The organism is Carnobacterium sp. 1290_CSPC (genome assembly GCF_001053265.1).
Taxonomy (GTDB): domain Bacteria; phylum Bacillota; class Bacilli; order Lactobacillales; family Aerococcaceae; genus Aerococcus; species Aerococcus urinaeequi.
In genome coordinates this window covers 14,517-40,878 of sequence record NZ_JVVG01000048.1, presented here as the reverse complement: position 1 = coordinate 40,878, position 26,362 = coordinate 14,517, and the positions used below count along the sequence as shown (strand labels likewise).

20 protein-coding genes and 6 pseudogenes are annotated in these 26,362 nt (G+C 39.3%); 10 read left to right on the top strand and 16 right to left on the bottom strand.

The window, feature by feature from the left end; all coding sequences use genetic code 11:
* Nucleotides 1–249 precede the first annotated feature (249 nt).
* On the top strand, nucleotides 250–1,320 hold the full coding sequence (locus AC973_RS03425) for a tyrosine-type recombinase/integrase (RefSeq protein ID WP_048727323.1): 1,071 nt from the start codon (nucleotides 250–252) through the stop codon (nucleotides 1,318–1,320).
* A 186-nt stretch (nucleotides 1,321–1,506) separates the two neighbouring features.
* On the opposite strand, the gene AC973_RS03420 is transcribed toward AC973_RS03425, so the two are convergent.
* Both AC973_RS03420 and AC973_RS03415 read right to left on the bottom strand, forming a co-directional pair.
* The gene (locus AC973_RS03420; protein ID WP_048727321.1) at nucleotides 1,507–2,439 is read right to left on the bottom strand and encodes an ATP-grasp domain-containing protein; all 933 of its coding nucleotides are present in this window, start codon (nucleotides 2,437–2,439) and stop codon (nucleotides 1,507–1,509) included.
* Nucleotides 2,436–3,674: a dicarboxylate/amino acid:cation symporter gene (locus tag AC973_RS03415; RefSeq protein WP_065419855.1), complete on the bottom strand. Its 1,239-nt coding sequence runs from the start codon at nucleotides 3,672–3,674 to the stop codon at nucleotides 2,436–2,438. Before AC973_RS03415 ends, AC973_RS03420 begins: the two co-directional genes overlap by 4 nt.
* Nucleotides 3,675–3,980: 306 nt before the next feature.
* Here AC973_RS03415 and AC973_RS03410 point away from each other — a divergent pair, with 306 nt between their 5' ends.
* From AC973_RS03410 to AC973_RS03385, 6 genes are all read left to right on the top strand, one after another.
* The gene (locus AC973_RS03410) at nucleotides 3,981–4,646 is read left to right on the top strand and encodes a SatD family protein (RefSeq protein WP_048727314.1); all 666 of its coding nucleotides are present in this window, start codon (nucleotides 3,981–3,983) and stop codon (nucleotides 4,644–4,646) included.
* Nucleotides 4,630–5,361: a DUF3307 domain-containing protein gene (locus tag AC973_RS03405; RefSeq protein WP_048727311.1), complete on the top strand. Its 732-nt coding sequence runs from the start codon at nucleotides 4,630–4,632 to the stop codon at nucleotides 5,359–5,361. Before AC973_RS03410 ends, AC973_RS03405 begins: the two co-directional genes overlap by 17 nt.
* Before the next feature lie 227 nt (nucleotides 5,362–5,588).
* Nucleotides 5,589–6,746: an acyl-CoA dehydrogenase family protein gene (locus AC973_RS03400; RefSeq protein ID WP_048727308.1), complete on the top strand. Its 1,158-nt coding sequence runs from the start codon at nucleotides 5,589–5,591 to the stop codon at nucleotides 6,744–6,746.
* Nucleotides 6,743–7,537, top strand: a complete 795-nt coding sequence (locus tag AC973_RS03395; protein WP_048727304.1) for an electron transfer flavoprotein subunit beta/FixA family protein — start codon at nucleotides 6,743–6,745, stop codon at nucleotides 7,535–7,537. The genes AC973_RS03400 and AC973_RS03395 overlap by 4 nt, the downstream gene beginning before the upstream one ends.
* A 12-nt stretch (nucleotides 7,538–7,549) precedes the next feature.
* Nucleotides 7,550–8,542, top strand: coding sequence for an electron transfer flavoprotein subunit alpha/FixB family protein (locus tag AC973_RS03390; protein ID WP_048727302.1), 993 nt, complete (start codon nucleotides 7,550–7,552; stop codon nucleotides 8,540–8,542).
* 15 nt (nucleotides 8,543–8,557) lie between these two features.
* Nucleotides 8,558–9,208 (top strand): Crp/Fnr family transcriptional regulator, encoded by a 651-nt coding sequence (locus AC973_RS03385; RefSeq protein ID WP_065419854.1) that lies wholly within the window; start codon nucleotides 8,558–8,560, stop codon nucleotides 9,206–9,208.
* A 55-nt stretch (nucleotides 9,209–9,263) separates the two neighbouring features.
* On the opposite strand, the gene AC973_RS03380 is transcribed toward AC973_RS03385, so the two are convergent.
* Nucleotides 9,264–9,761, bottom strand: a complete 498-nt coding sequence (locus AC973_RS03380) for an MFS transporter (RefSeq protein ID WP_003142656.1) — start codon at nucleotides 9,759–9,761, stop codon at nucleotides 9,264–9,266.
* A 46-nt stretch (nucleotides 9,762–9,807) separates the two neighbouring features.
* On the bottom strand, nucleotides 9,808–11,160 hold the full coding sequence (locus AC973_RS03375; protein ID WP_048727299.1) for a D-serine ammonia-lyase: 1,353 nt from the start codon (nucleotides 11,158–11,160) through the stop codon (nucleotides 9,808–9,810).
* Nucleotides 11,161–11,486: 326 nt separating this feature from the next.
* Here AC973_RS03375 and AC973_RS03370 point away from each other — a divergent pair, with 326 nt between their 5' ends.
* Nucleotides 11,487–11,765, top strand: a complete 279-nt coding sequence (locus AC973_RS03370; RefSeq protein WP_039935686.1) for a chorismate mutase — start codon at nucleotides 11,487–11,489, stop codon at nucleotides 11,763–11,765.
* A 53-nt stretch (nucleotides 11,766–11,818) separates the two neighbouring features.
* Here AC973_RS03370 and AC973_RS03365 read toward each other — a convergent pair whose 3' ends face one another.
* The 3 genes and pseudogenes from AC973_RS03365 to AC973_RS03355 all read right to left on the bottom strand — a co-directional run.
* Nucleotides 11,819–12,736, bottom strand: a complete 918-nt coding sequence (locus AC973_RS03365; RefSeq protein ID WP_048727292.1) for an alpha/beta hydrolase — start codon at nucleotides 12,734–12,736, stop codon at nucleotides 11,819–11,821.
* Between the two features lie 109 nt (nucleotides 12,737–12,845).
* Nucleotides 12,846–14,327: a UDP-glucose--hexose-1-phosphate uridylyltransferase gene (galT, locus tag AC973_RS03360; protein ID WP_048727288.1), complete on the bottom strand. Its 1,482-nt coding sequence runs from the start codon at nucleotides 14,325–14,327 to the stop codon at nucleotides 12,846–12,848.
* A gap of 4 nt (nucleotides 14,328–14,331) precedes the next feature.
* Nucleotides 14,332–14,681: pseudogene (locus AC973_RS03355) on the bottom strand (galactokinase); the annotation flags it as partial.
* On the opposite strand from AC973_RS03355, the pseudogene AC973_RS03350 reads away from it, so the two are divergent.
* Nucleotides 14,666–15,532 (top strand): annotated as a pseudogene (locus tag AC973_RS03350) (substrate-binding domain-containing protein); the annotation flags it as partial. The pseudogenes AC973_RS03355 and AC973_RS03350 sit on opposite strands and share 16 nt — an antisense overlap.
* A 56-nt stretch (nucleotides 15,533–15,588) precedes the next feature.
* On the opposite strand, the gene dexB reads toward AC973_RS03350, so the two are convergent.
* The 6 genes and pseudogenes from dexB to AC973_RS03325 form a co-directional block, all read right to left on the bottom strand.
* On the bottom strand, nucleotides 15,589–17,202 hold the full coding sequence (gene dexB, locus AC973_RS03345) for a glucan 1,6-alpha-glucosidase DexB (RefSeq protein ID WP_048727280.1): 1,614 nt from the start codon (nucleotides 17,200–17,202) through the stop codon (nucleotides 15,589–15,591).
* 124 nt (nucleotides 17,203–17,326) lie between these two features.
* Nucleotides 17,327–17,665, bottom strand: a pseudogene (locus AC973_RS09885) (TOBE domain-containing protein); the annotation flags it as partial.
* Between the two features lie 4 nt (nucleotides 17,666–17,669).
* A pseudogene (locus AC973_RS10145) lies at nucleotides 17,670–17,918 on the bottom strand (sugar ABC transporter permease); the annotation flags it as partial.
* Between the two features lie 55 nt (nucleotides 17,919–17,973).
* Nucleotides 17,974–18,153: pseudogene (locus AC973_RS03335) on the bottom strand (sugar ABC transporter substrate-binding protein); the annotation flags it as partial.
* Between the two features lie 68 nt (nucleotides 18,154–18,221).
* On the bottom strand, nucleotides 18,222–18,818 hold the full coding sequence (locus tag AC973_RS03330) for a nitroreductase family protein (protein ID WP_003142669.1): 597 nt from the start codon (nucleotides 18,816–18,818) through the stop codon (nucleotides 18,222–18,224).
* 178 nt (nucleotides 18,819–18,996) lie between these two features.
* A pseudogene (locus AC973_RS03325) lies at nucleotides 18,997–19,752 on the bottom strand (amino acid ABC transporter ATP-binding protein).
* A gap of 116 nt (nucleotides 19,753–19,868) precedes the next feature.
* Between AC973_RS03325 and AC973_RS03320 the strand changes: the two are divergent.
* Complete coding sequence (locus tag AC973_RS03320) at nucleotides 19,869–20,630, top strand: HPP family protein (RefSeq protein WP_003142673.1); 762 nt, start codon at nucleotides 19,869–19,871, stop codon at nucleotides 20,628–20,630.
* A gap of 71 nt (nucleotides 20,631–20,701) precedes the next feature.
* On the opposite strand, the gene AC973_RS03315 is transcribed toward AC973_RS03320, so the two are convergent.
* From AC973_RS03315 to AC973_RS03305, 3 genes are all read right to left on the bottom strand, one after another.
* Nucleotides 20,702–22,441, bottom strand: a complete 1,740-nt coding sequence (locus AC973_RS03315; RefSeq protein WP_048727270.1) for an ABC transporter ATP-binding protein — start codon at nucleotides 22,439–22,441, stop codon at nucleotides 20,702–20,704.
* A 3-nt stretch (nucleotides 22,442–22,444) separates the two neighbouring features.
* Complete coding sequence (locus tag AC973_RS03310; RefSeq protein WP_048727266.1) at nucleotides 22,445–24,154, bottom strand: ABC transporter ATP-binding protein; 1,710 nt, start codon at nucleotides 24,152–24,154, stop codon at nucleotides 22,445–22,447.
* A 293-nt stretch (nucleotides 24,155–24,447) separates the two neighbouring features.
* Complete coding sequence (locus AC973_RS03305; protein WP_048727263.1) at nucleotides 24,448–26,361, bottom strand: PTS fructose transporter subunit IIABC; 1,914 nt, start codon at nucleotides 26,359–26,361, stop codon at nucleotides 24,448–24,450.
* Nucleotide 26,362 lies beyond the last annotated feature (1 nt).

Sequence of the window (26,362 nt, the reverse complement as noted above, 5' to 3'; positions counted from 1 at the left end):
GGATTAATGCTCATAGACTGTTTTAGATTTATCATAAGCTATCTTACAAAGTATGATTTTATTGTTTTGCTATTCACTTCAATTACTATACTTTATAGCGCTAACTTTCTACAATTAATTGATTCATCGACTTATTATTATAAATATCAGCAAATCCAGTCAGCTTCTTCATTTATTTCATGCTATCAATCTATGATTTAGAACGTATGTTTGGTATAATTATTTTTAGTATTTGAAGGAGTTTTATATATGGACAATTACTTTGATAAGGAATCTTTCTACGAACTATACGCCGACTATCTATCACAGAAGCAATCCAGCACTAAGGAAAGCTATTTGAAGAACATCAAACCATTCTTTATTTATCTGGAAAAACAAGCTATTATACATCCAACTTATCATGACATTGAACGCTATTTTGACGATTTAATCAATCATCCAAGTAAGACCTACATCTTAATCAATGATATAGATTATGATGAGGTCTCTGAGGAGCAACGTCGTGCACTGGACCAGTTTCGCTACAAAGATCGGACCATTAAGTCATACCGCAATATGCTCAACCAGTTCTTTAAATGGTTAGAACGGGAAAATCTATATGAAAATATCGTTGCTAAAGCCAATAATAATATCCCTGTACCACATGGTCACGCTAAGGATGCACTGGATGTTGAGGACGTTGAAAAGTTGCTAGATTACCTTAAATCAACCACTGATACACTAATCGGTAAACGTAATTATGCACTTATATTACTAGCTGTTACTACTGGACTTAGGACTATTGAACTCAGTAGAGCCAATTTTGAAGACGTCCAACGACGCGGTTTGAACACGGTAATCTACGTACAAGGTAAAGGTCGCCGTGAAAAAGATGAATTCGTCATAATCCCCCGTAAAACCAAGGAAGTTGTACGAGATTATACACGCTTCCGTGAGGACCAAGGCATCATGATTAACACTGACTTAGCGCCTTTGTTCGCTTCGCACGGTAATCGTAATAAAAGTGGTCGTATGTCAGCTCGGTCAATTTCTAGAGTGATCGCGAATGCCTATGAATCTGTTGGGATTCATTCATCTAAAATTACGCCACATTCACTGAGGCATACCGCTGCAACCTTAAGTTTAATTAACGGCGGTAACTTACGGGAAACACAGAAAATGTTACGACATTCTAGTGTTCGAACGACCGAAATCTACGCCCAAGATTTAAATGAAGACTTGAATACTTCTAGTCAGTTGATTGAAGATCTTATTGACCAATCAAGAATTCTCAAAGATTTAGAAGATAAAGGCAAAGATAACATTTTGCGCAATCCCTAATTAGTAATCACAAAAGCCCCCTCTCTTAATCATAAAGGCGGGGGCTATTACTGAAGAAATTGAATATATGATGGAATTACTCTTTATGAAACGCTAGGGTATTTGTTTGCTATTTAAATTCCCTTCTATGTCCGCTAAGGGTAATTAGCAGACATAGAAAATAAATTCATTTGCTATACTCTTTGTTTATATTTTCGCTAATAAGTCACCGAGATATTCAGCTAGTGCTAACATGCCAAATTTTTGTGCGACTTCTTCAGCGTCTGCATTGTAATTTGTATTGGTGTTGACGTCGTAAGCCCACTTCTGTCCGTCTGCCGTTACAATAAATTCTACTGCTGCTACCTGAATGTTTTCAGCGTTTAAGAAGTTTTCAATCTTATGAATTTCTTCTTTGCTTAATACCCCGTCAACGATTTGGAATTTATCTGGTGTAGATTGGACCTGCCCTTCAATTGGAATTTGGCAGTTATCTGCTGGGCACAATTCAAAACCGTCTGAAGAATCGATGCTGACAACATAATGAAATTTACCACCAATAAATTCTGACCGGTACACCCTACCATTTACTGGCTTAACGTAGGCTTGAAGTAAGCTAATTCCATCAACTGAATCTTCAAAGAAATCACTATTAACATAGTCTTCTAGCTCTTCAATTCGGTCAAATAGGTTTACACCAAGCCCTTTACCTGCCCGGTTGTGTTTAATAATAAATGGGAAAGTATCGAGTTTTTTAGCTGCTTGGATAATTTCTTCTTTACCAACTGCAGCAATCGTTTTAGGCGTTTGGATACCTGCTTTTTGTAAGGCTAAATACTGCTTAATCTTGCTGACTTCAAGTTCAATTGCGCGACTACCGTTCACTACACTGGCCTGATAGCTTTCTAACCATGGTAAAACTTGGCTAGTTAATTCAGGTGCATAGCGGTGGTCTCTTGTGTGTGACGAAGCAGAAATCCGGTTATAGAAAACGCCTGCTGGTGGTGTATCTTGAATGTCTACTAGCCCTGTGTCTAGAAACCAAGTGTCATAAGGAATAGACAGTTGGTCTAGTCGTTCAATTAAATGTTTTGTCCAATCATCGTTTTCGTGGATGATATATACTTTCTTGTCGGTCAAATTGTTGCGCCTTCTTTCTTTTTAATTTTAGTGAATACTGGCAATTTTGCGCCTTCTGTTTTGGCAATAATAGTCGCTGCTAAAGCATTTCCAACCACATTTAAGGCTGTTCTACCTGCATTTGCGAAGAAATCAATGGATACCAGTAAGGCAACTGCTTCAGATGGTAAGCCTAATTGGTTTGCGGTGGCAAGAAGCACGACAATGGCCCCTGATGGTACTGTAGCGATTGTTTTGGTAATAAAAGTAAGAAATACTACTAAAACGACAAAATCAGAAATTGTTAATGAAGCATCATATATGTTCATTATAAAGGAAATAGCCAAAGATACATAGATAGCTGCACCACCTAGATTTAGTGTGTAGCCTAGGCACGTTACGCCAGATGAGATCACTTTTGGGACTTTATTTTCTTCTAAACGTTCGATAAGTGAAGGTAATACAACACTTGAACCGCCTGTAATAAAGGCGATAAAGCTCAAGTCAGAGATGGATTTAAACAATGAAATATAGGATACGCCAAAACTGTACGCAATGATGGGATAAATTACTAAGGCGGCTGTTAGGTATGCGATGTATAGCCAGAATAGGAAACTAAATACAGAAGAAATACCTGAAATTCCATAAGTTGCAACGTCATAGGCTAGGAATCCGAAAACCCCGATTGGAGCAAATTGAATGGCATAGTCAACCATTTTGAAGATGGCCTTTTTCCAAGAATTAAAGAAAGCGATAACTGGCTTTGCTTCATCACCAATTGCGATTAGGCCTATACCGAGGAAAATAGCAAAGAAAATGATTGGCAATAAGCTACCATCAGCTAAAGTTTGAAAGATATTGCTTGGAATAATACTTAAGACAAAATCTTGTAAGTTAATCCCAGTCGCAATCCCATCAAGTGATTCGGTAGAGATTTCACCAAGTGCTACATCACCGCCAACATTCACTAGTCTACCAAATACCAAGGTCAAGCCGATCAAAAAGGTGGTTACGAGGAAAAAGTAGCCAATGGCCTTAAAGATGACCTTCCCTAGTTGATTCCCACCACCGATTTCTACCACTGATAAGACAATTAATGGAAAAACGAGTGGCACGACGAGCATTTGGATGAGGTTCATAAAGAGATCTCCCAGCATACCAAAATGACTACTGATGCCTGGGAAAAAGTACCCAACGGCGATACCTAAAATGGCAACTATGAGTATCTGTACCAATAAATTAGGTTTTTTAAACATACATATTCCTCCAATCATTTATCAAGACCTACTTTAGTTTGTTAGCAATAGGTCTCTAATAGCTTGTTTCGTAGTATAGCACTCAGGATTTTATAGTAAATAATCGAATATCGGTCACTATTGGTCTAAAATTGAAACACATTAATTACCGAACAGATGTGATGTAGTGCATACATTGTGAAGTATGGCGGAAATAAAGACAATTTTTATAAATTTCCTAAATAACGGATATTTTAATCACTTAGTTTCCGTAATATTGGCAATTAAATATAATTTCCGTTATAATGGATATCAAGGAGGTGCCTCATGTCTAAAAACTATATAGCGATTATCGGTGACTTAATTGATTCAAAAAAATCAGCTGACCGAGAAAACTTACAAGAAAACTTATTAGAAAGTTTTGCTACAATTAACCAAAACTACGGTGACATCATCGCTTCAAAATTAACGATAACCTTAGGTGATGAATTTCAAGTGCTGATTAAACCTCATCACCAAGTGTTTCAAATGATAGATGACATCCAACGACTCATTCCCCACCCCATTCGCTTTGGGATTGGTTACGGGTCAATAGCCACAGAGATTGATCCTGAAGTCAGTATAGGCGCAGATGGCCCTGCATACTGGCACGCTAGAAGCGCCATTGAATCAGTCAAGCAACACGATTACAGCGGTAATTTACGTCAAGTCTTTACTGGTCTAGAGGGAAAAGATGACACCATCAATACCCTGCTCTTACTGACGGATACTATCCGGTCAAGTTGGACTAAAACCCAGCTATATGTCTTCAATGGACTTTTAGAGACGGGGATTTACCAGCAATCATTTAATCAAAAAGCACTTGCTAAAAAATTAGAATTATCACCCTCAGCTTTAAGTAAACGACTAAATTCAGCCAATATTAAAATCTATCTAGCTGGAAAAGAACAGCTGGCACGTTTCATTCAGGAGGTCGATGATACTGATTCATAATGCCATCACACTCGTATTATTAATTGCCCACTTTCTAGGTGATTACCATTTTCAAAGTGAGAAACTGTCAGAAGCCAAGAGAAAGAGTCACGCCGCTCTTGCTAAACACCTAGCTATCCATGGATTACTTTTGTTTATATCATGGTTACTCACTTGGCAGTCGAATATGATTCTCTTATTTTCAGCTGTATGGCTAGGACATATCATCATTGATTTACTGAAGGTGACCGTACAGCGGAAGTGGATATTCCAGGCAGAACCGATTCCTTATATTTATCTGATTGATCAATTGCTACATATTTCATTGATTGTCGTCTTAAGTCAGGTTGTTTTCCCGGCATCCGGTGACGTCTCCGTATCCATACCTACATTGGTCTTGAAATGGACCTTACTGACGGTATTAATAACCAAACCCGCGAACGTTACCTTTAAAGTGCTTTTCAATCAATATCAAAATTACACCGACGATACAGTTGACCAAACTGAAATAGTCACTGTTCCTGGTGCAGGCGCTATGATTGGGAATTTAGAACGAATTTTATCAGCTATATTCCTGTCATTAAATGCCCTATCTTCCATCGGCTTAATCTATACTGCGAAGTCTATTGCCCGCTTTAAACTGATTGAGGAGAACCAAGGATTCGCCGAATACTATTTAATCGGTACCTTATTTTCCATTCTATTTGTCGTCGTATCATACTTTTTTATATTTTAAGAGACATCTTACTTAGCGATTTAGGCGATTGTTAAGTAAGATGTTTTTTGTGACGCTCTTCACTTAAACTTATAAGATATATTTGAGGTCCTACAAACCTATGTAAGCACTTTAATTTTAATCTTTTTTCGTCAAAAGTTTGATATTAGTCAAGGAAAACGACAATCTGACTAGCGTATACTTGGGTGGTGAAATAGTACACAATATACTGAAAGTGGTGAAAATACATGGATTTTAAATTCACTGATGAACAAGAACTACTCCGTAAGATGATTCAAAAGTTTGCGGAAAAAGAAATTGCCCCAAGATACGAAGAGATTGAAAAGGAAGGCTACCAACAAGACCTAACGGATAAAATGGCGGATGTTGGGATTGTAGGGATTGCTGTCCCTGAGGCTTATGGTGGCGCTGGCTACGACTTTGTAACCCAGACTATGGTGATTGCTGAACTAGCAAAAGTTAACCCCGGTGTTGCCTTTACCCTTGAAGCCCACTGGAAAGCAATCGACCAGCTTGTCATTTATGGTAGTGAAGAAATCAAGGCCCGTTGGTTACCTAGGGCTAATCGGGAGTTATTTACCTTTGGACAGACTGAGCCAGCTAGTGGGTCTGATGCTTCTACCCAACAAACAACAGCTGTTCAGACTCCAGATGGTTGGTTATTGAACGGGAATAAGGCTTTCTTAACCAACGGTGTCAAAGCCGCATCTATGTACCTTATTTTAGCCATTACCAGTCCTGAAAAAGATACCGAACATAGCCGGACTGTCTTTATCTTAGATAATCAAAATCCTGGTTTTGAAAACGGTCGTGTTGAAGACTTTGTGGGGATGCGCGGATGTCCAGTCGGTGATATTTACTTGTCAGATGCCCTTGTACCGGATATTGACCGCTTAGGTGCTATTGATCAAGGGATGGAAATTGGACACAATGCCCACCATACAGCCCGGTTTTTAATGGGTGCACTAGCGGCTGGTATTCAAGATGCCGCCTTGAAAGCTTCTATCAACTATATTCAAGAGCGTGAACTATTTGGCGGTAAGATGTCTCACCTTGATGGGATTAAATTTAGAATCTCTGATATTGCCATGGGCTTACATGCAACAAAACTAATCATCTACCAAGCTGCCTGGTTAAGAGATCAAGAAGTTGACCATAAGATGGAGACAACAACCGCTAAATTATTTGGCTCAGATCAAGCCTTGCAAGCGGCTAACCACGCTATGCAGATTTTTGGGGCTTATGGTTACTCTAAAGAATATCCAGTTGAGCACTTATGGCGTGACGCTAAGGCCTTGCAATATGCTGAAGGTGCATATGAAAAACTCCAATTAGACATCGCAAATTCAGTCTTATTTGAATCTAGAGAGGAATTTATGCTATGAAAATCGTCGTGTTTATAAAAGAAATCCCTATCAGTAACCACGTTAAAATTGACCCAGAAACGAATAACCTTATTCGGAGTGGTGTTCGCGGCCGTATTAACCCCTTTGATGAACATGCCATTGAGACTGCTGTTCAGTTAAAAGAAAAATTTGGTGGTACAGTATCTGTTGTCAGCATGGGCCCTGATTCTTTTAAATTGAGCTTGCATGAAGCCCTAGCCATGGGTTGTGACGAGGCTTATCTACTATCTTCACGTGCCTTTGCTGGGTCAGATACCTTAGCAACTGCTTATACCCTAGCTCAAGCTGTACGCAAGATTGGGAACGTGGATCTTATTTTGACAGGTTTAAAGGCAATTGATGCGGATACGGGACAAGTTGGCCCACTAATTGCTGAAGAGTTAGATCTACCACAAATCACCAACGCATCCGGTATAGTCGACCTTGATTCAGTTAATCAAACCATTGATGTCAAAAGACATTTGGAAGTGGACCAAGAAGTCATCCGTGTTTCTTACCCCTTAGTTATGAGTGTTGGTGATGAAATCAATAAACCGCGGTATCTATCGCCTCTTTTGATTAAACAATCTATGCAAAAAGAGATTACGGTATGGAACGAGGGTGACCTAAATTGTGACCTTGATAGAATCGGTATCAAAGGGTCCCCTACTATTGTGACTGAAAGCTTTGTGCCGGAAGAATCAGTCCGTCAGATGACCATGCTTGAAGGGTCGCCGACGGAAGCGGCCGAATCATTGTTAGCCATTTTGTCAGACAAACATATCATCTAAGGAGGTAAGTCCATGAATCAAGGAAAATCATCAGGTATATGGGTGGTTGCTGAAATTTCAGAAGAAACCATCCACCCTTCAACGCTAGAATTATTGGGTAAAGCCCATGAAATGAGTCAAAATAGCCAAGATAGTGTAACAGCCATCCTCTTAGAAACAAGTCAAACTAATCACGCAGCAAGTCTTGTTGGCCACGGCGCTGACCAGGTGTTAGTTGTGAAAAATGACTTATTCGCTGACTTTGACCCTGTATTATCAAAAACAGCTATCAAGCAATTAGCTGACGACTACCAACCAAATATTATTTTATTCGCAGCCACTCTTAAAGGGAGAGCTTTAGCGCCAAGACTACAAGGTGCCCTGCAAACTGGTCTAACAGCAGACTGCCTAGACCTATCTATCAATGATAAGGGGCACTTGCTACAGATTAAACCCTCATACGGGGACAACTTGATGTGTACAATTCTAACACCAACCCGTCGTCCACAAATGGCCACAGTCCGGCCAAATGTCTTTAACACTCTCCCCTTTGACAATACCCGTCAAGGTGCTATTATAGACCTAACGATTGCCTTAGAACGGCCTTATACCTACCAAGTCTTGGAACGAATTCCAGGCCAACCACAAACGAATCAAATCACTGAGGCAGATAAGGTTGTTGCTGTTGGCCGCGGGATGAAGATGCAAGACAATTTAGTCTATACTGAAAAAGTAGCCGACCTACTTGGCGCAAAAGTTGGTGCTACCCGTCCCCTAGCAGAGAACGGCTGGTACACACATGACGAGCAAATTGGTCAAAGTGGGGTCACTATCCAACCGCAATTACTCTTGAATTTTGGGATTGCGGGCGCCATCCAATATACTGTCGGGATGAATCAGGCAAAATTTGTATTTTCTGTAAATAAGGACCCTAAAGCCGCTATCTTTAAAGAATCAGATGTTGGATATGTCGGCGATGCGGTTGCTTTTGCCAAAGCTTTAGCTAAACAAGTAGAAAGTAAATAACAATGAGGTGAAAATATGTTAGCCCAGGATAAAATCAATGATCTAAGACAATTTGACCTATTCAAAGAGCTTGATTGTCAAACGCTTGAACAAATTGTCCCTTATTTTACTAAACGCTTGTACAAACGAAATGAAGTGGTCTACGCAACCAATACAGAAGCCCGCTATTTTCTCTTTGTATTAACTGGTAAAGTAAAGATCTTTAGATTATCAGAGTTGGGAAACGAACAAATCATCCGGATGATTGCACCGATGGAATTTACTGGTGAACTAGCCCTATTTGAAGGTATCCGCAAGGCGCATGCCGTAGCTATGGTTAAAAGTGAAATTTACCTGATTGAAAATCAACAATTTAAACAACTGCTGGTGGACTACCCGCAATTATCCCTTAAGATGATTGAAGCCCTGTCTCAGCGCCTACACGCTTCAGAAGAGCAATCCATGTTGTTATCTACTTGTACCGCAAAAGACCGGTTATTCAATTTCATTTGTAAGGAAGCCGAGTTGGTGAATGGCCACCAAATATTCTATCACGAGGAAACGAAGCGGTTTTTAGCAGGATTTTTAGGCATGTCATCTGAAACACTTAGCCGGTCCCTGCATCAATTAGCTGATGAAGGCAAGATTAAAGAACGGCATAACCATCAGATTGAAGTCTTTTGTTGAGAAGTATTGAGTTAAATTCAACTTCATAAACGTCTATAAGCATCGAACCTTCACTTTAGTTGGAAAGGTTCGATGCTTTTTGCAAGTAGATGCTATTCGCTACTTCAGCAGTTTGTTGTTCAGCACCTGAAAAATAACCAATTTGTGTTAGTAAAGCACCGGCTAAGAAACCAGCAATCGCTTGACCTACTTTGCGTGTAAATGAGTAAACTGAGTAGATTGTACCATCTTTACGTGTACCACGTTTGAAGTAGAAGTCATCAATAACGTCTGTTACGTAAGCGTGCATTGATATAGTGTAGTAACCCATAACTATACCCGCAACGATAAGTAAGATGGCAAATACTAATGGATTTTGAATGCTTAATACGAAAGCAAGGACATAGATGAAGCCTGCACCGATTAGTGCGAATGATCCGGCTTCTTTTTTACCAAATTTTTTCGTAATTGAACTTACAAATGATGCGATGAATAAGGCACTAAAAGTCATACCTGCAGTGGCAATTGTTGCTAAAAATTGGGCAAAATAAAAAGAGTAAGTGAGCTTTGACACTCAATTACCCTTTTCTTCTATAGTGATTTCGATTTATCGTTTCACATTATTGATTGGCTTTACCATTTTCGTAGAATAACACTTGCTCATCTGCTGGTACCATTGACCCACCAGTTGCCCATGCGATATGGGTCATGTTAGCTACTTTATCTGTTAAGTTCTTATGATGCAGATAGGTTTGCCCTGCTTCAGTAGTGAAGAGTCTTTGTGGACCAACTAATCCTGCTGTGGCTGCTGGCTCTACAAAAATATCTTCTACATCTTTCAGTGTTGTTAATAGGCGATTAGACTCTTTGTCAGTCAATGTATAACCACCATCAAAGATACCTGACATTAATTTAGCCACGATTTGAGAGGTTCTAGGTACTGCTAGACCGTCCATAACGGTTAAGCCATCAATCCCAAAGTCATAGACTGAGATATCTGCAAATTTCTTAGAGATTAATCCTAGTAACATAGATGGTACATGAGTTGGTTGAGCAAAGAAGCAGTGAACATGATCCCCGTAAATTTGTTTCAAACCATAAGTAATACCACCTGGACTACCACCCACACCACATGGTAGATACACCATAAGTGGATGGTCTTCATCGACAACGATTCCTTGATCAGCTAACTGTTTTTCTAGTCTTGACGCTGCAGTTGTATAACCTAAGAACAATTGAATTGAATGTTCGTCATCAATAAAATAAGCATAGGGATCTGATTGAGCTGATTGACGCCCTTGGTCTACGGCTTCTGTGAAGTTGGTCTTATGTTCGATTACTTGGACACCGTGACTTCTTAAGTAGTCTTTCTTCCATTGTTTGGCTTCATGAGACATATGGACTTGGACTTTGAAGCCGATTTTGGCAGACATCACACCTGAAGAAATCCCTAAGTTACCTGTAGTCCCAACAACTACAGTGTACTGTTTAAAGAAATCTTGGAATGTCTTAGTCGCAAATTTCGAATAGTCATCGTCATAACCTGATAATAATTTCTCTTCAAAGGCTAATGCTTCAGCGTGACGTAAGACTTCATAAATAGCACCGCGAGCCTTAATGGTACCGGCAATCGGTAATAAGTCATCTCGTTTTAGGAGCATTTGACCCGGAAACGAAAAATCATAATTGGTTTCTAACGCTGTCTTGAATTGGTCAATGTCAGAAATTGGTGATTCAATCAGACCATCTAAAGCAACCGTATCTTCGAAGACGGATTTGATAAATGGTGCAAATCTTTTTAATCGAGCTTCTGCGTCTTTAATCTCTAGGACTGATACATCCAGCTGCCCCTTTAAATTCTTGAAAGGTACATGGCTATCATTCTCCCAGAAAACCGGTTTACGGTCACGAATATCACCTAATGTTCTTTGATTCACTTGTTCTCTTGTTTCATATATAGATTCTGTTGACATATCTATCCACCCTTCATATTATTCATTTTGTATAATGCACAATTTTCAACTCGAAAATTATAACGATATTTTCCACGTTCGTCAATAAATCCAGATAGTTTAGACAATCCTCATTTGGAATTGCTTTTGATTTGGTCCTTATTTATAATGGATTAGACGAAGTAGTGATGTTTAATTCAATATCATGAAAAATAAATATCTTAGATAAAGCGGACTGTTGGGACAAGCTAGCCAGTATATTGACTTAGCCGTTGTCCGTCTCCCAATATAACATTTTAAACTTACAAAAAATCACAAAATTAAATGATCCACTAAAGGAGAAAGACATGTTAGAAAACGAACGTATTGAGATTGACCGCCTTGACCGAGAAATCGTGAAATTATTTGAAGAGAGAACGAAATTGGTTGAAAAGGTAGCTGAAGTTAAGCTAGCCAATAATAAAGATATTTTGGATGCTGGTCGTGAAGCGTTAGTCATTGAGAGAGTTCAAGGCTACTTAGAAAACCCTGAACTAAAAGAAGAATTAGCTGATTTATATACTGAAATCATGCGTATTTCTCGCGGTCATCAGCAAACCTGGATGGCCAAACAAGCAGAAAAATAATCGTAAAATAAAAACGGCAACTTTCATAATGAGCTGGAGTTGCCGTTTTTGTTTTATTTTAAAATCAATTCTTTTAACCAAGCTTCTGCCAAAGGTATCCATTGCGCGGCAGTTTTATTCACTTGATTGGGCGTGGTTGCAGAAAGCTCGTTAGCCACTGAAAGGCCGTGTGGTCCTTCTTGGAAGATATGCATTTCAAACGGAATTTGATTTTCTTCTAATGCTAAGGCTAGTGATAAGGAATCACGTACATTAACAACATCATCTTCACGTGTTGCCCAAATAAAAGTTGGTGCAGTATGTTCATTCACAGTAGCTGGGACAGAATAACGTTCAATTTCTGCTTCACTAGGTAGTGGTTTTCCAAAGCAAGCTAAAGATATAGCTGTTGCATAGGCCTTGATATTTGGGTCAGGATTGGCAATGTTTTGGTGATAATAATAGGCAATATCAGTTAGGGCGTAGGCAGAAATATTAAATGCTGGTTTCAAGGCTTTGCCCTTCAAATTTGTTGCATTTTGAATCACATCTTCATGCCATACATTACTGTACATCCCGGTATTGTGACCACCAGCAGAAAATCCTGCTAGGCCAATCTTATCAGTATCAATGCACCACTCAGTCGCATATTGATGCAAAATTTCAAATGCCTTAGCAGTTTCTTGTAGCGCATGGGGGAAAATAACATCAGGTTTAACCGGAAATTGCCCTTCTGCAATGATTTCTGCAGTTGTTTTCCCTTGCCCATAGACCGAATATCGCAAGACAAATGCGTGAAAGCCCATAGCATTAAATGCCAATGCCACTGGTTCAGCTTCTCTATCTGAACAGTACATATATGAACCACCGGGACAGATAATCACGGCCGGTCGTTCAATATTCACATTACTTGTGCGGATTGGATCAATCACGTAGCTAGTTAAGGTCACATCATCACGATCATTATATAGCTTTATTACTTCTTTTTGCATCAGACGTTCTCTCCTCTAAATTTCATTAATGCCATTATAGCATTTGATTTTCATTAGAGAAAAAGAAAACCCCCATCTCCAAATAGCAAGAAACGGGGGCATGAAAAGTTTAAGAAACGATACCTACCGATTGAATAAATCGATTAAAGCCATCTTTTCCTGCTGGTGTATCTTTATACACACCAGCATCTTCTAAGACGCGTACAAAAACATTTGCAATTTCATCTTTTAAAATAGTATGCACTGTATCTGGAGTAAAAGTATGGTGATAATTTTGCTTTAATTCTTGTGCCCATGTTAAATGGTAAGCTGCAATATTATTTTCTTTATCTAATAGATAGTCAGCAACTGCCGAGATTTCATCTTTTAAGCGTGGTGGTAATATAGCTAAGCCCATTACTTCAATTAAACCGATATTTTCCTGTTTAATATGTTGCACATCTTGATGTGGATGATAAACGCCATCTGGATATTGTGATGAAGTATGATTATCACGTAAAACCAAATCTAGTTCGAATTTGTCCCCATTTTTGCGGGCGATAGGTGTAATTGTATGATGAGCTTCGTCCCCTGTATATGCAATTACATCTAGATTTGGATCTTCATATGTTTGCCAAGCCAGTCGGATTTTATCGGCCAGGGTCACCAAATCTCCCCGCTCTTTTCCTTGTAGACGTATCACAGACATGGGCCATTTGACAATCCCAGCTTGGATGTTTGGGTAACCTTCAAACGTGAATTGACTTTCAAAGGGCGCCTTAGCCATAGGGAAATCATGACGTCCCGTTTGATAATGATTATGCGTTAGAATTGAACCTCCTACAATCGGCAAATCGGCATTAGATCCAGCAAAATATCCAGGAAAAATAGCTACAATGTCTAATAATTGTTCAAATGTTTGTTTTGAAATGACCATGGGGACATGCTGTGTGTTTAATACAATACTATGCTCATTGAAATAGGCATATGGTGAATATTGGAACCCCCACTTCTCATCGCCTAATTGAAGACGAATAATTCTGTGGTTAGCGCGCGCCGGATGGTTGATTCTGCCTTGATATCCTTCATTTTCCATGCATAGCTGGCAAAGAGGATAACTAGAAGATTGCGCTTTTTTGGCGGCAGCGATTGCCTTGGGATCTTTTTCAGGTTTTGATAGGTTAATGGTAATTTCCACTGGTCCATAGGCCGTTTGACTTGTATACGCAATGTTCTTAGCAATGGCCCCTACTTTAATATAGTCATTACGTTGACTCAGCGCATAAAATTCCTGGATTGCCTCTTCTGGAGAAATTTGATAGGTATCCCAAAAGTGTTGATTTAAAACACTAGGGGCTGGAGTGATAAAATCCATTAATGCAGCGCCTAAAGTATCTCGCTCTTCTGTTAAATCCCCTACTTTTCCGTTGTCAACAGCAACATCTACTAAGGCATCACGTAAGGAAATAAGGGTAGTTCTAGCTGTTTCTTGATTGGCACCTGCTTCACCAGTTAATGCTAATATTCGATTGCGTAAATAAAAATGATCGTCTATTGTATAATCACTATTTTCAATAACCTGTGTAACAAAGGCATCAATTAGTTTTGCCATGTCATCATCTCCTTGTTAGTACACGCGCGCCACTTGAGATTTCTGCGATATAAAATTGCGGTGGATAGCCGATTGTTTCAGTATATACACACCCTATTTGCTCTTTAAAAGCGTCCACCTTGTCTTTTGCGACGATGGCAATGCCACATCCTCCAAAGCCTGCGCCCGTCATACGCGCGCCTAATACACCCTCCTGTGCCCATGCTGTATGGACCAAGGTATCTAGCTCGATTCCGGTAACTTCATAATCGTGTTCTAATGATACATGGGAGGCATTCATTAAGCGACCAATGCTAATAGATCCCCAGTTTGCAATGCTTGTCGTGCAAGTGACGTTCGTTGGTTTTCCCAAACATCAAAAGACGACGAATATACCAAAACAGCGACAAAAAATTGCTGTTGTCCAATGGTATAGTGAGCAAGAAGAATTAAATGATTTATATTATTACGCTATTCGGATTGGGATAGAAAAACGTGCCGAAGATTTAACCTATGATATTGTCCGTTATTTCAATAATCAAATTATTCAAATTGCTGATGATATTGCTGGAATTATTGCCATCGGTAAATTTTCTAATCAACAAATTAAACGGTTAGAGTCCTATAATCGCAAATTGGTTTTTGTGGATTCAGATACCTTAAATGCTGGTCATCCCTGTGTGACAACTGATTTTGATAATGCCGTGATTCAAGTATTAGATTATTTTATGCAGCATGGGTTAACATCAATAGGTATGATTGCCGGTGAAGAGAAAACGACAGATGGTAAGGAACAGTTAATTGATCAACGGTTCAGAACTTTCCGAAACTATGCATCTGAACTTGGTGTTTACCATGCAAAATATACGTATATTGGTGATTTTTCAGCACAAGCTGGGTATGATTTGATGAAACAGGCCATCACTGAACATGGAGAAGCCCTTCCACAAGCTTTCTTTGTGGCCAATGATACATTAGCTATTGGTGCTTTACGTGCCCTTCAGGAGGCGCGTATTGCTGTCCCTGAACGGGTGAGCCTTATTTCATTTAATGATACCCCGTTGACGAAACAGATTTTCCCCGCCCTATCCAGTGTGACCGTTTTTACTGAGGAAATGGGTCGAATTGCTGTGGATACCCTGAATCGTCAATTGATAAACCCGGAAGTAGTACCTACTATGACTAGACTTGCCACTCGGTTAACAATACGTGATTCTAGTGGATAGATATCAAAAAAAGGTAACCACAAACGATTGCGGTTACCCTTTTTGATATTATTTTTTTATTCTGTCAGCTTAACACAAAATGCATCCCAAGCATCCAAGGTGATTTGTTGTAAATCGGTTGGCACCACATGATTGCTGATAATAATTGTTTCATATGTACCATTAAAACTAAATGTTTGTGCTACATCAGATACATTCACGACTACTAAGTATGCTTCACTTGGTGTTCTTCGGATATAGGCAAATACTTTATCGCTAGTATCTAATAGCTCAAAATCGCCATCGATTAACCAGTCTGAAGTTTGGCGTAATTGAACCAATTTTTGATAAGTATAAAAAATACTGTTCTGATCAGCTAAGGCGTTTTTGACGTTAATTTCATGATAATTTGGATTTACTGGTAGCCAGGTTGTGTCTCCACTTGAGAATCCGGCATGCTTCGTTTCATCCCACTGCATAGGTGTCCGAGCATTGTCTCGACCAATCATGCGGATACTGTCCATGACTTGCCCCATAGATTGACCATTTGCCGTAGCTTCTCGTGCATAGTTTAAGGATTCAATATCATCAATTTCATCTAAATTGTTAAAAGGATAATTGGTCATTCCTATTTCTTCACCTTGGTAAATATAAGGTGTACCTCGCATCAGATGTAGGAGAATGGCTAATGCCTTGGCTGATTTCACTCGGTTTGGGCCAGTTGAGCCCCAAATAGAAAGGACACGTGGTAAATCATGGTTGTTCCAGAATAAAGAGTTCCAACCTTGACCAAGCCCTAATTCTGTCTGCCATTTATTAAAAATCTTTTTTAATGCAGGTACATCTAGTTCGTCTTCAAAATCCCATTTAGCTGCATCCGGCTTATGTTGCAGACCAATATGCTCGAACTGAAATACCATAGATAGTTCATGACTGTCAGGATTTGAGTATAATTGGGCAATTTCCGGCGTAGCACCCCATGTCTCACCTACAGTTAATAAATCATGTTTACCAAAGGAAGCAGTATTCATTTCCTTGATGTAATCGTGTAATTTAGGGCCATTATTGACAATCCCTTGATCAGGAACTTTACCAATCATGTCTATAACATCCATACGGAACCCACCGATACCTTTATCGATCCAAAAGTTCATCATATCATAAATTTTTTGACGTAAAGAGGCGTTCTCCCAGTTTAAATCAGGTTGCCTTTTGCTGAAGAAGTGCAGGTAATATTGACCAGATGCTTCATCTTTTTCCCATGCTGAGCCACTAAATATTGAAGTTAGGTCATTGGGTTCGTCACGCCAAATATAATAATCACGTTCTGGGCTTGTCGGATTGTCGCGGGCTTCCACGAACCAGGCATGTTCATCTGATGTATGGTTTACGACGAGGTCCATGATAATACGAATACCACGTTGATTGGCTTCGGCTAGTAACAAATCCATATCATTCATGTCACCAAACATGTCTGCTATCGCTTCATAATTCGCAATATCATAACCGTTATCGTCCATAGGGCTATCATAAACTGGTGATAACCAGATGGCAGTTATGCCCAATTCTTGCAAGTAGTCTAATTTGCTGGTAATGCCCTTTAAATCCCCAATACCATCGCCATTCGCATCTGCAAAGGATTTAGGATAGATTTGATAGATAGTTGCTTTGTGCCACCAATGTTTTTCCATTTCACGCACTCCTTATGATGTTTTATGTTGTTAAGTCCATTCTACCAGTTTGTGCAAGCGCTTGCACCAATAATATCAAAAATAGCTGGGAAGTTTTGTCCCCAGCTAAGATATGCTTCGCATATTAACGAATTGCTTGTTCTGTTGCCAAGTCGAAGAAATGTCCCTTCGTAATGTTAAAGGTTAGGGCAACTTTGTCACCCGCTTCAAATGTGTCACGAGTAGATACGCGTGCAACGTATTCAGTTTCACCTAATTTTAGGTATAACATGGTTTCAGAACCAAGTAATTCAGAAACGACTATCTCACCTGTCACGGTATCCTCTGGGTAGGCTTCAATAGCAATGTTAGTATCCAAAATATCTTCTGGACGAATACCGAAAATGACTTCTTTACCCAGGTAACCACGTTCACGTAAGATTTTAGCTTGGCCTTCTGGTATAGCGATGTCCAAACCATCTTGAAGTTATAATTGGCATAGCCACACCTTGCCATAAAAGGACAAAGATAGCTGCAAATATGGCGCCACTAGTTGAACCTAGTAGAGACTCTTGTAACCAGCCAATATTCAATGCTTGACCAATAGCCGGTAAACCATAGTTAAATACCTGTTTACAAATTAACGATACGGTCAATCCGGAGAGCACTGCTGAAAAGAAATACTAGGCTCTAAAAAAGGTGCATCCCTTGATTTTTGAATTTAACAACCGGGCAATTAAAAAGGCCCAACCCCAATATTTATTAATTATTTTTTTCATGTGATTTTTCCCCCTAGTCTAGGTCTGCTTTCATTGGATTGAAGAAGGCATTCAGTTCATCCGCTAAAGCTTCTATATCTTGCCTCATTAAGTAGTTGGCTGTTGCGGTGAAGAAATCATCTTCACTCGTCCAATGTTGCGCCATCCATACATAATGTTTGTCAGTGAAGGCTAGTTCATTTAAGGCTTTTAAATGAACACAAAAAGGATCACTTACCATGAGGTAAATGATCCTTTTTGTTAACGTCTAATATGACGTGATTATTTTAAGATAACTTGTTCTTCAGCAGCAATAACTTCTTTTTCTGCAGCTGGTGCTTCAATAGAACCAAATGGCATTTCAGCAACTAATTCCCAAGCTTCAGGTAAATCTAACAATTCACGGATAGCACGGTCAAATCCTTGCTCGTAGCCAATGTTGAAATGTTGTAAGTTTGCACCTAAACCTAATTCAGTTAATGCTAACCAAGCTGTTAATTGCGCATTTGCTGATTCGTGGTTTTTATAAACTGAACGACGTTCTGGGTTACCAGGGATACCTGCTTCAACAGCATCACGGTCTTCGAAGAATAAGATTGTTCCAACTGCTTCACGCGCACCGTCCATGATTGGTGTCATGTAGTTTAAGGTACCTTCGTCTAATACTTGTGTTTGTACACCTTTGATTAAGTCCCAAAGTTTTTGGTTATTTTCACCAGAAACGACAACAACACGAACACCTTGTGAGTTGAAGGCACTTGGTACAGTTGAGATCACTTCTTTTAAAGCGGCAGCTACATCTGAAGCAGTCACATCAGTGTTAGCACCGATAGCGTAGTGAGAACGACGTTTAGTTAATAATTCTTTAAATTGTGACATAAATTAAATACTCCTTTAAATTTCATTTTTTTAAATGACTAGTTCCATTTAGAACTATTTATAGTCTACATGCTTACTTTTTAAAAGTCAATTATCAAGTTCATCAATGTACAATCTTCTACTTTTAAGTTATCAAAAGACTTTATTTAGTACGATTTTGGTACCATATCAGGACAATTTAGATAACGTACTCATTGGCCCCAATATATTCTTTTAGGAATTGCTTGGTTCTCTCTTCTTTTGGATTAGTGAAGATTTCATCCGGCCGTCCAGATTCAACGACCACCCCATCATTCATAAAGACAACCCGGTCTGCCACTTTGCGGGCAAAATTCATTTCGTGCGTCACGATAACAAGTGTTGTGTGTCCTTTTGTCAATTGTTCGATAGTTTCTAGTACCTCATTCACTAATTATGGGTCTAAGGCAGACGTTGGCTCATCTAGTAGAATTGCTTTAAGTTGTACAGCAAGAGCCCGGGCAATACTTACCCGTTGTTGTTGTCCACCTGATAAAGTCACTGGGTACTGGTCTTTTTGTTTCGACAAGCCCACTTGATTCAATAATTTTTCGCCAAATTCAGCAGCTTCATCTTTTTTCATGACATTATTTGAAATTAAAGATAAAGTTACGTTCTCTAATACTGTCTTATTTCTGAACAAGTTATAGTGTTGGAATACCATGGCAGTTTGCTGTCTAAAGTCAAAGGCATCTTGCTTTTTGATATCCGGTGCTGTGACTTTAACCCCGTTAATTTCAATGGTTCCTGATTCTGGTGATTCTAGTAAGTTTAAACTCCGTAAAAAGGTTGATTTTCCTGAACCCGACGGCCCGATAATTGCGACAACTTCCCCTTCGTTCACTTGAAAGTCAATCCCCTTCAATACAGTGTTATCGCCAAATTTTTTCCCTTCCAAGTCTTCAATCGCTTGGATGTCAGAATCAGCTAGCACACCTAAGGTTGTAATTTATTTGCTCAAGAGTATTGCAATTCATTATTCCATCATCTTTTTGTTATAATTAAAGTAGTAGATAGAAGGAGGTTGCCAAGATGACCAGTCATTATTCTGAAGAATTTACTAGGGATAAACCCTATTCAGTAACAGTCGCCTTTATTAGCCACTTTAACGCCTTACACCAAACCATGAAGAGATTATTAGCGGATGATGATGCTACTTTCTTCCAATGTGTAGAAGAATTGGCCAAAACAAACCAAGTAATCAAACGTAACCATCAATTTTTAGACCAGATTCGCCAGTTACGCAACTTGTTGACCCACCACAAGACAGAGGTTGAAGTAAACCTGGCTTATCCTTCTGAAGAAACCAATCAACAACTCTTTGAAATCAACAAATTACTGACAGAAATACCGTCAACTAGAAAATTTATCAAACCAGTTTTTGCCATTAATATGGATGATAGTCTAGAAAAAGCCTTGACTGATTTACACCACCATCAAGTATCCCAATTACCCGTCTTCAATAAGGAACGCTTGGTATCCGTTATTTCTGCAGAACTCATCACCAAATTTATTGCGGATGAAATTACCAAAAATGCTTGGTTCTATATGGACTTCTCCAAATATCAAGTAAGGCAAATCATCAATCATAGCCATCATAAGAAAATTACCAGTAAACAAATCATCTCACCCGATACCCCAATTTTTGAATTAGATGATTTAATGGTCGACTTGATGCGCAACAACCGAAATGAAGTCTTATTGATTTCGGAAGAAGACGATGTCCGAAAACCTAAAGATATTATTGGAATTGTCACTCAACGGGATATTACGACGATTCTAAACTATTTATAAGATGAGGGTAGACAAAAAAGCTAGCGAAAATTGCCGCTAGCTTTTTGATGTGTGCCTTCTTCAACAAGGACTTATTCAGCTTGATGATCAAATTGCGATTGGTATAGATTGAAGTACTTACCCTCTTTTTCTAATAAACTTTGATGGCTGCCTTGTTCTAAGACATGGCCGTTTTCCATATATAAGATTTGGTCGGCATTTTCAATCGTTGACAATCGGTGGGCTACGATAAAGGTTGTATGGTTGACCATCATTGCATCAAAGGTTTCTTGAATCGCCTTCTCCGTCATCGTATCAATTGAAGATGTCGCCTCATCCAATATCAACATGTCTGGGTCAGTCAGCATAATGCGCGCAATACAAATTAATTGTTGTTGCCCTTTAGAAATGTTGGCCCCGTTCTCACTTAATTTAAACTGGTAATCTTGGTCCATTTGCATGATCATGTCATGGATCTGGGCTTTTTTAGCCACAGCAACCACTTCTTCCATGGTTGCACCCGACTTACCGTATGCAATATTATCGAAAATGGTTCCTTCAAAAATCCAAGAATCCTGTAAAACCATTCCAAATTTTTGTCGTAGATAGTTACGTTGCATATCTAAGGTGTTGACACCGTCAATATGAATCCCGCCGGCTACTGGGTCATAAAACCGCATCAGAAGGTTGATAAGGGTCGTTTTCCCAGCCCCAGTAGGACCTACAATGGCTACTGTATCCCCAGCCTTGATATGGATATTTAAGTCTTCAATTAAAGGTCGTTGGCTATCATAATGGAAGGTTAAGTCTTTAAAATCAACTGCACCTTCAACCGATGCAATTTCTGCTTGGTCGCGTGAAGGTGTCTCTTCCTTAGCCCCCATCAGTTCATGGACGCGAGCAGCCGCAGCTAAAGATGTTTGCATTTCATTAATAATAGAAGAAATATCATTAAATGGCTTGTTGTATTGGTTGGCGTAAGTTAAGAATGAAGAGAAAATCCCCACACTTAATTGGCCAGATAATACAGTAAAAGCACCAACTACACCCACAACAGCATACACAATGGAGTTTAAAACACGCGACGTTGGGTTAATTAAGGCCCCATAAAATTGTGACCACAGACCTGACTCATGCACTTTTTGGTTAATACTGGTAAATTGTTCAATGGCGTCGTCTTCAAAGGTAAAGGCACGGACAATCATTTGCCCTTGGGCCATTTCATCCACGTATCCACCGAGTTCCCCACGTAAATTGACCTGTTCAGTAAAGCGGTGGTAGGTTCTACTGGCAATAATATAAGAAACAACCACAGAAATTGGGGTCAAAATAATGACAATTAGCCCGATTTTAACATCTAGGGATAACATCATCACGATAACCCCGACAATTAAGATCACTCCAGAGAATAAGTTATTAAAACTCTGTAATAAACCATTACCGACTAAATCGACATCATTAATGACGCGAGAAACGAGGTCCCCTAAAGAATGGTTATCCACGTATGATAAAGGTAGCTTTTGGATCTTATTAAAGGCGTCTCTATGTAAGTCCGCAATAATATGGTAGGTTAATCGGTTAGACATCTGGTTTTGTAAATACTGAGCTAGGGCTGCAATTAAGGCGAACACACCCAGCCAGATAATGGCTTGCCACAGAACTTTAAAATCCACTTGGTCCAAACCAACGATTTCATTCACTGCCTGTCCGATTTGAATGGGTATTAAAACTTGAAAAAGGACGGTAATCGTCGAAAACAGGAATAAGCCGATTGTTGTCCAACGGTAACGTTTAATGTAATCCATCAGCCATGAGAATGTTGTTTTATCCATCTGCTAATCCTCCTTTTCTTCTTGCATTTGCGAAGCAACAATCGCTTGATATATATCACTGGATGCTAGTAAGTCATCGTGACTACCAACACCAGCACTGCGTCCATTATTCATGACTAAAATTTGATCAGCCTGTTGTACTGAAGATACACGCTGTGAAATCATGATAATAGTGGTATTTAATTTGCTTAATGCTTGGCGTAATTTCGATTCAGTGGCGAAGTCTAAGGCACTTGACGAATCATCTAGTATTAAAACTTGCGGTTGGCCAACTAAGGCACGGGCAATCGTTAGCCTTTGCTTTTGTCCACCTGAAAAATTTTTACCACCTTGTCGAACGGGCATGTCTAAGCCCAGATCATTTTGAGCGACAAAGTCCTTGGCTTGCGCAATCTCTAAAGCTTGCCACAAGTCTTGGTCACTGATGTTCTTTTTGCCCATCAATAGATTATCCCTAAGCGTCCCTGTAAATAGGGATGCCGATTGAGGGACTAGACCGATTTTTTGACGGTAGGCACTCAGGTCTAAGTTTTGAATCAAGCTATCGTTAATGATAATTTGCCCCTGGTTGACATCGTCATTGCGTAACAACAAGTTAACTAAGGTCGATTTACCAGATGCCGTCCCCCCGATAATCCCAAAGAAGGAACCAGGTTTGATATCAGCTGTGATATTTTCAATGGTATTACGCTCTCCGTATCCAAAAGTTACATCATCAAATTGAATGGCCAAGGGTTCATGCCCAGAAAGTTTGTCCCGGCCACTTAAGATTTCTGGTTCGATGGCTAAAACCTCATCAATTCGGTTTGTCCCAGCAATCCCGCGACTAAATACAAGTAAGATATTCACGAGTACATTTAAAGCCAAGAGAATATTATTCATATACTGAACTAAGGCAACGACATCCCCTTGCATAAACTGGCCATTATTTACCAGTCTTCCACCGAAGAACAAGATAAAAGCAATGGCTAAGTTAACTAAGAAAAGACTTGACGGGTTAGCCAGCGCTTGGAAGGCGCCCATGGTTAATTGCTCGCCTCTTAAAGTCAGGTTTTGTTTTTCGAATCGGTCGACTTCATGTTTTTCGTTGGCGAAGGCACGAATGTCCCGGATGCCCGAAAAGTTTTCACGCACGATGCGCGATAATTGATCCATTCGACGTTGGATTTGGCCATTTTGTTTATTAGTAAAAATATTAATGTATATCAAGATAGCACCAATGATCAATCCACCGATGATAAATATAGGCGCCAAGGTTGGACTCACATAAAAGGCCATCACAATTGAACCGATTAATAAAACTGGCACACGAGAACCTAGTCGGATCATTAAGGCAATGGCCAATTGTAAGTTTTGTGTATCGTTTTCGATTCTTAGAACCACTGACGAAGCTGTAATATTATCCAATTGCTTTCTATCCATACGGTTTAATGTTTTAAACATTTCTAACCGCACTTCAGTCCCAATATCCTGGGCAACTTTAGAAGCCAAATATTGACAAACCAAGGCCGTTAAATAACCTAGTAAAGGCAATACTGCTAACAAGATCCCTTGTCTTATGATGACTGATGGATTGTCTTGATTAATCCCCATGTTAATCAATGTAGCCATCACGATAGGCACTAATAACTCTAAAATGGCTTCGGCTACTTTAGCCATAAATGCCCAAAAGGCTTGGCCTTTATTTTTAAGTAATATATCTTTAACCCGCATAAACTCTCTCCTAGCACGATTATTTTCATTCTAAAATATCATACCATTAATTTTTGATTAGTTGGCGTAATTAAGTCTTTATCAATTTACTTAAACAATTCTTTACTGATTTATTTTTTAAAAAATACAAAAATAGGACAATCACTAGGGCCGCTTTATAAAATATGTGCTATTTCTCATATAGCAGATTCGCTTTCCAATTTTGCAATACATGATTTTATTAAACAAAAAAATGCACGAAACTCACCTCTCGGCAATTTCGTGCATTTTTTGTATTTTTGTTGTCCTAATGATTATCTGTCTTCTTCAGCTACTGGTTTTTTCCAGAAACCTAAAACTAAGGCTGAGATAATTGAACCGATAATTACCGCTAAGATTAGTAGTAATGGTTGGTTACCTAACGCCACCATAGTGATGATACCACCATGTGGTGCAGGTACATTAGTTGTCCAGAATTGTGTTAAACCACCAGCAACAGCAGCACCTAGCACGCTAGAAGTAATCACGCGTAATGGATCAGCAGCAGCAAATGGGATAGCACCTTCTGTAATGAATGTTAGACCCATAATGAAGTTTGTTAAACCTGATTGTTTTTCTGTCTTAGTAAATTTATTTTTAAATAAAACTGACGCCAAAGCGATTGCTAATGGTGGCACCATACCACCGGCCATAACTGCCGCCATGAATTTACCATCACCTGTATCTGTAAAGATACCGATAGAGAAGGCATAAGCTGCTTTATTGAATGGACCACCCATGTCGATTGCCATCATACCACCAAGTAAGGCACCTAGTAATACTAAGTTAGCAGTACCTAAACTTTCCAGGAAGTTCAACATACCGGTATTGATACCAGCAAAAATTGGCCCTAATACAAAGTACATGATAACACCAGTAATTAATAACGTAAGTACTGGGTAGAATAAGATTGTTCTAGTACCTGCAAGTGATTTTGGTAACCCTTTAAGCATTTCAATGACTAAGATTGTCACATAACCAGCAAGGAAACCACCAACTAAACCACCTAGGAATCCGGCACCAGCAGTATTTGCTAAGGCACCTGCGGAGAATCCGGCTACTAAGGCTGGTTGACCACCGATAGATTTAGCGATATTACCAGCAAATACTGGAATTAGGAAAGCAAAGGCTGCAGAACCGATACCATTGAAACCTAAGAATAAGGCAGATTCGCTACCGGCAAATCGTTCAATTAAGAATGAAATGGCAATAATAATACCACCAGCGATAACGAATGGTAACATTGCTGAGATACCGTTCATTAAGTCTTTGTATAATGACTTGAAGTTGAAACGACCTGAACCTGCACCGTCTTCACTTGAAGCATCATCTTCATCTTGACGGTTAGTTGTGTAAACTGGTGCGTCGCCAGATAAAGCTAAATTAATCAATTCTTCAGTTTTGTTGATACCGTCAGCAACTGGACGTTCAACCACTTTTTTACCGTTGAAACGACCCATTGGGACATTTTTACTTACCGCAACAATGATTCCGTCAGCTTTGTCGATGTCTTCTTTAGTTAAACCATGTTTAACGCCTTCAGATCCACGTGTTTCAACTTTAATTTGTACGCCTAGTTCTTTTGCTTTTTTCTTCAAAGCATCTTCAGCCATATAAGTGTGGGCAATACCAGTTGGACAAGCAGTTACCGCAATGATATATGGTTGCTTTTCGTCAACGTCAGCTGCAGAAACATCAGTAGAAGATTCTTCTTCTTTGTTTTCTGCGTCTAATTGTGCTTGTGCTAAGTTTAAAATACCTGTAACAGCTGCAGTATCTTGGGCACCTTTTAAAGCAGCAATGAAGTCTTCGTTCATTAGTAACTTAGAAAGTTCAGCAAGTACTTGTAAATGCGTGTCCGCAGAGCCACCTTCAGCAGCGATCATAAAGAACAATTCAGCTGGTTGGCCATCTAAAGATTCGAAGTCTAAACCGCCTTGTTTTTTAGCAAATACAACTGAAGTTTTGGTAACTGCTTCATTTTTCGCGTGAGGCATAGCGATACCATTACCTAAACCAGTACTCATAGTATCTTCACGTTTTTGGATGTCTGAACGGAAACTATCAAAGTCGCTCACTGCCCCAGTATCCACTAATTTTTGCGCCATCTCGTCTAAAATAGCGGCTTTGTTATCTGCCTTTACATCAAGAATCATTAACTCTTCACGTAGAATATCCGTAATTTTCATA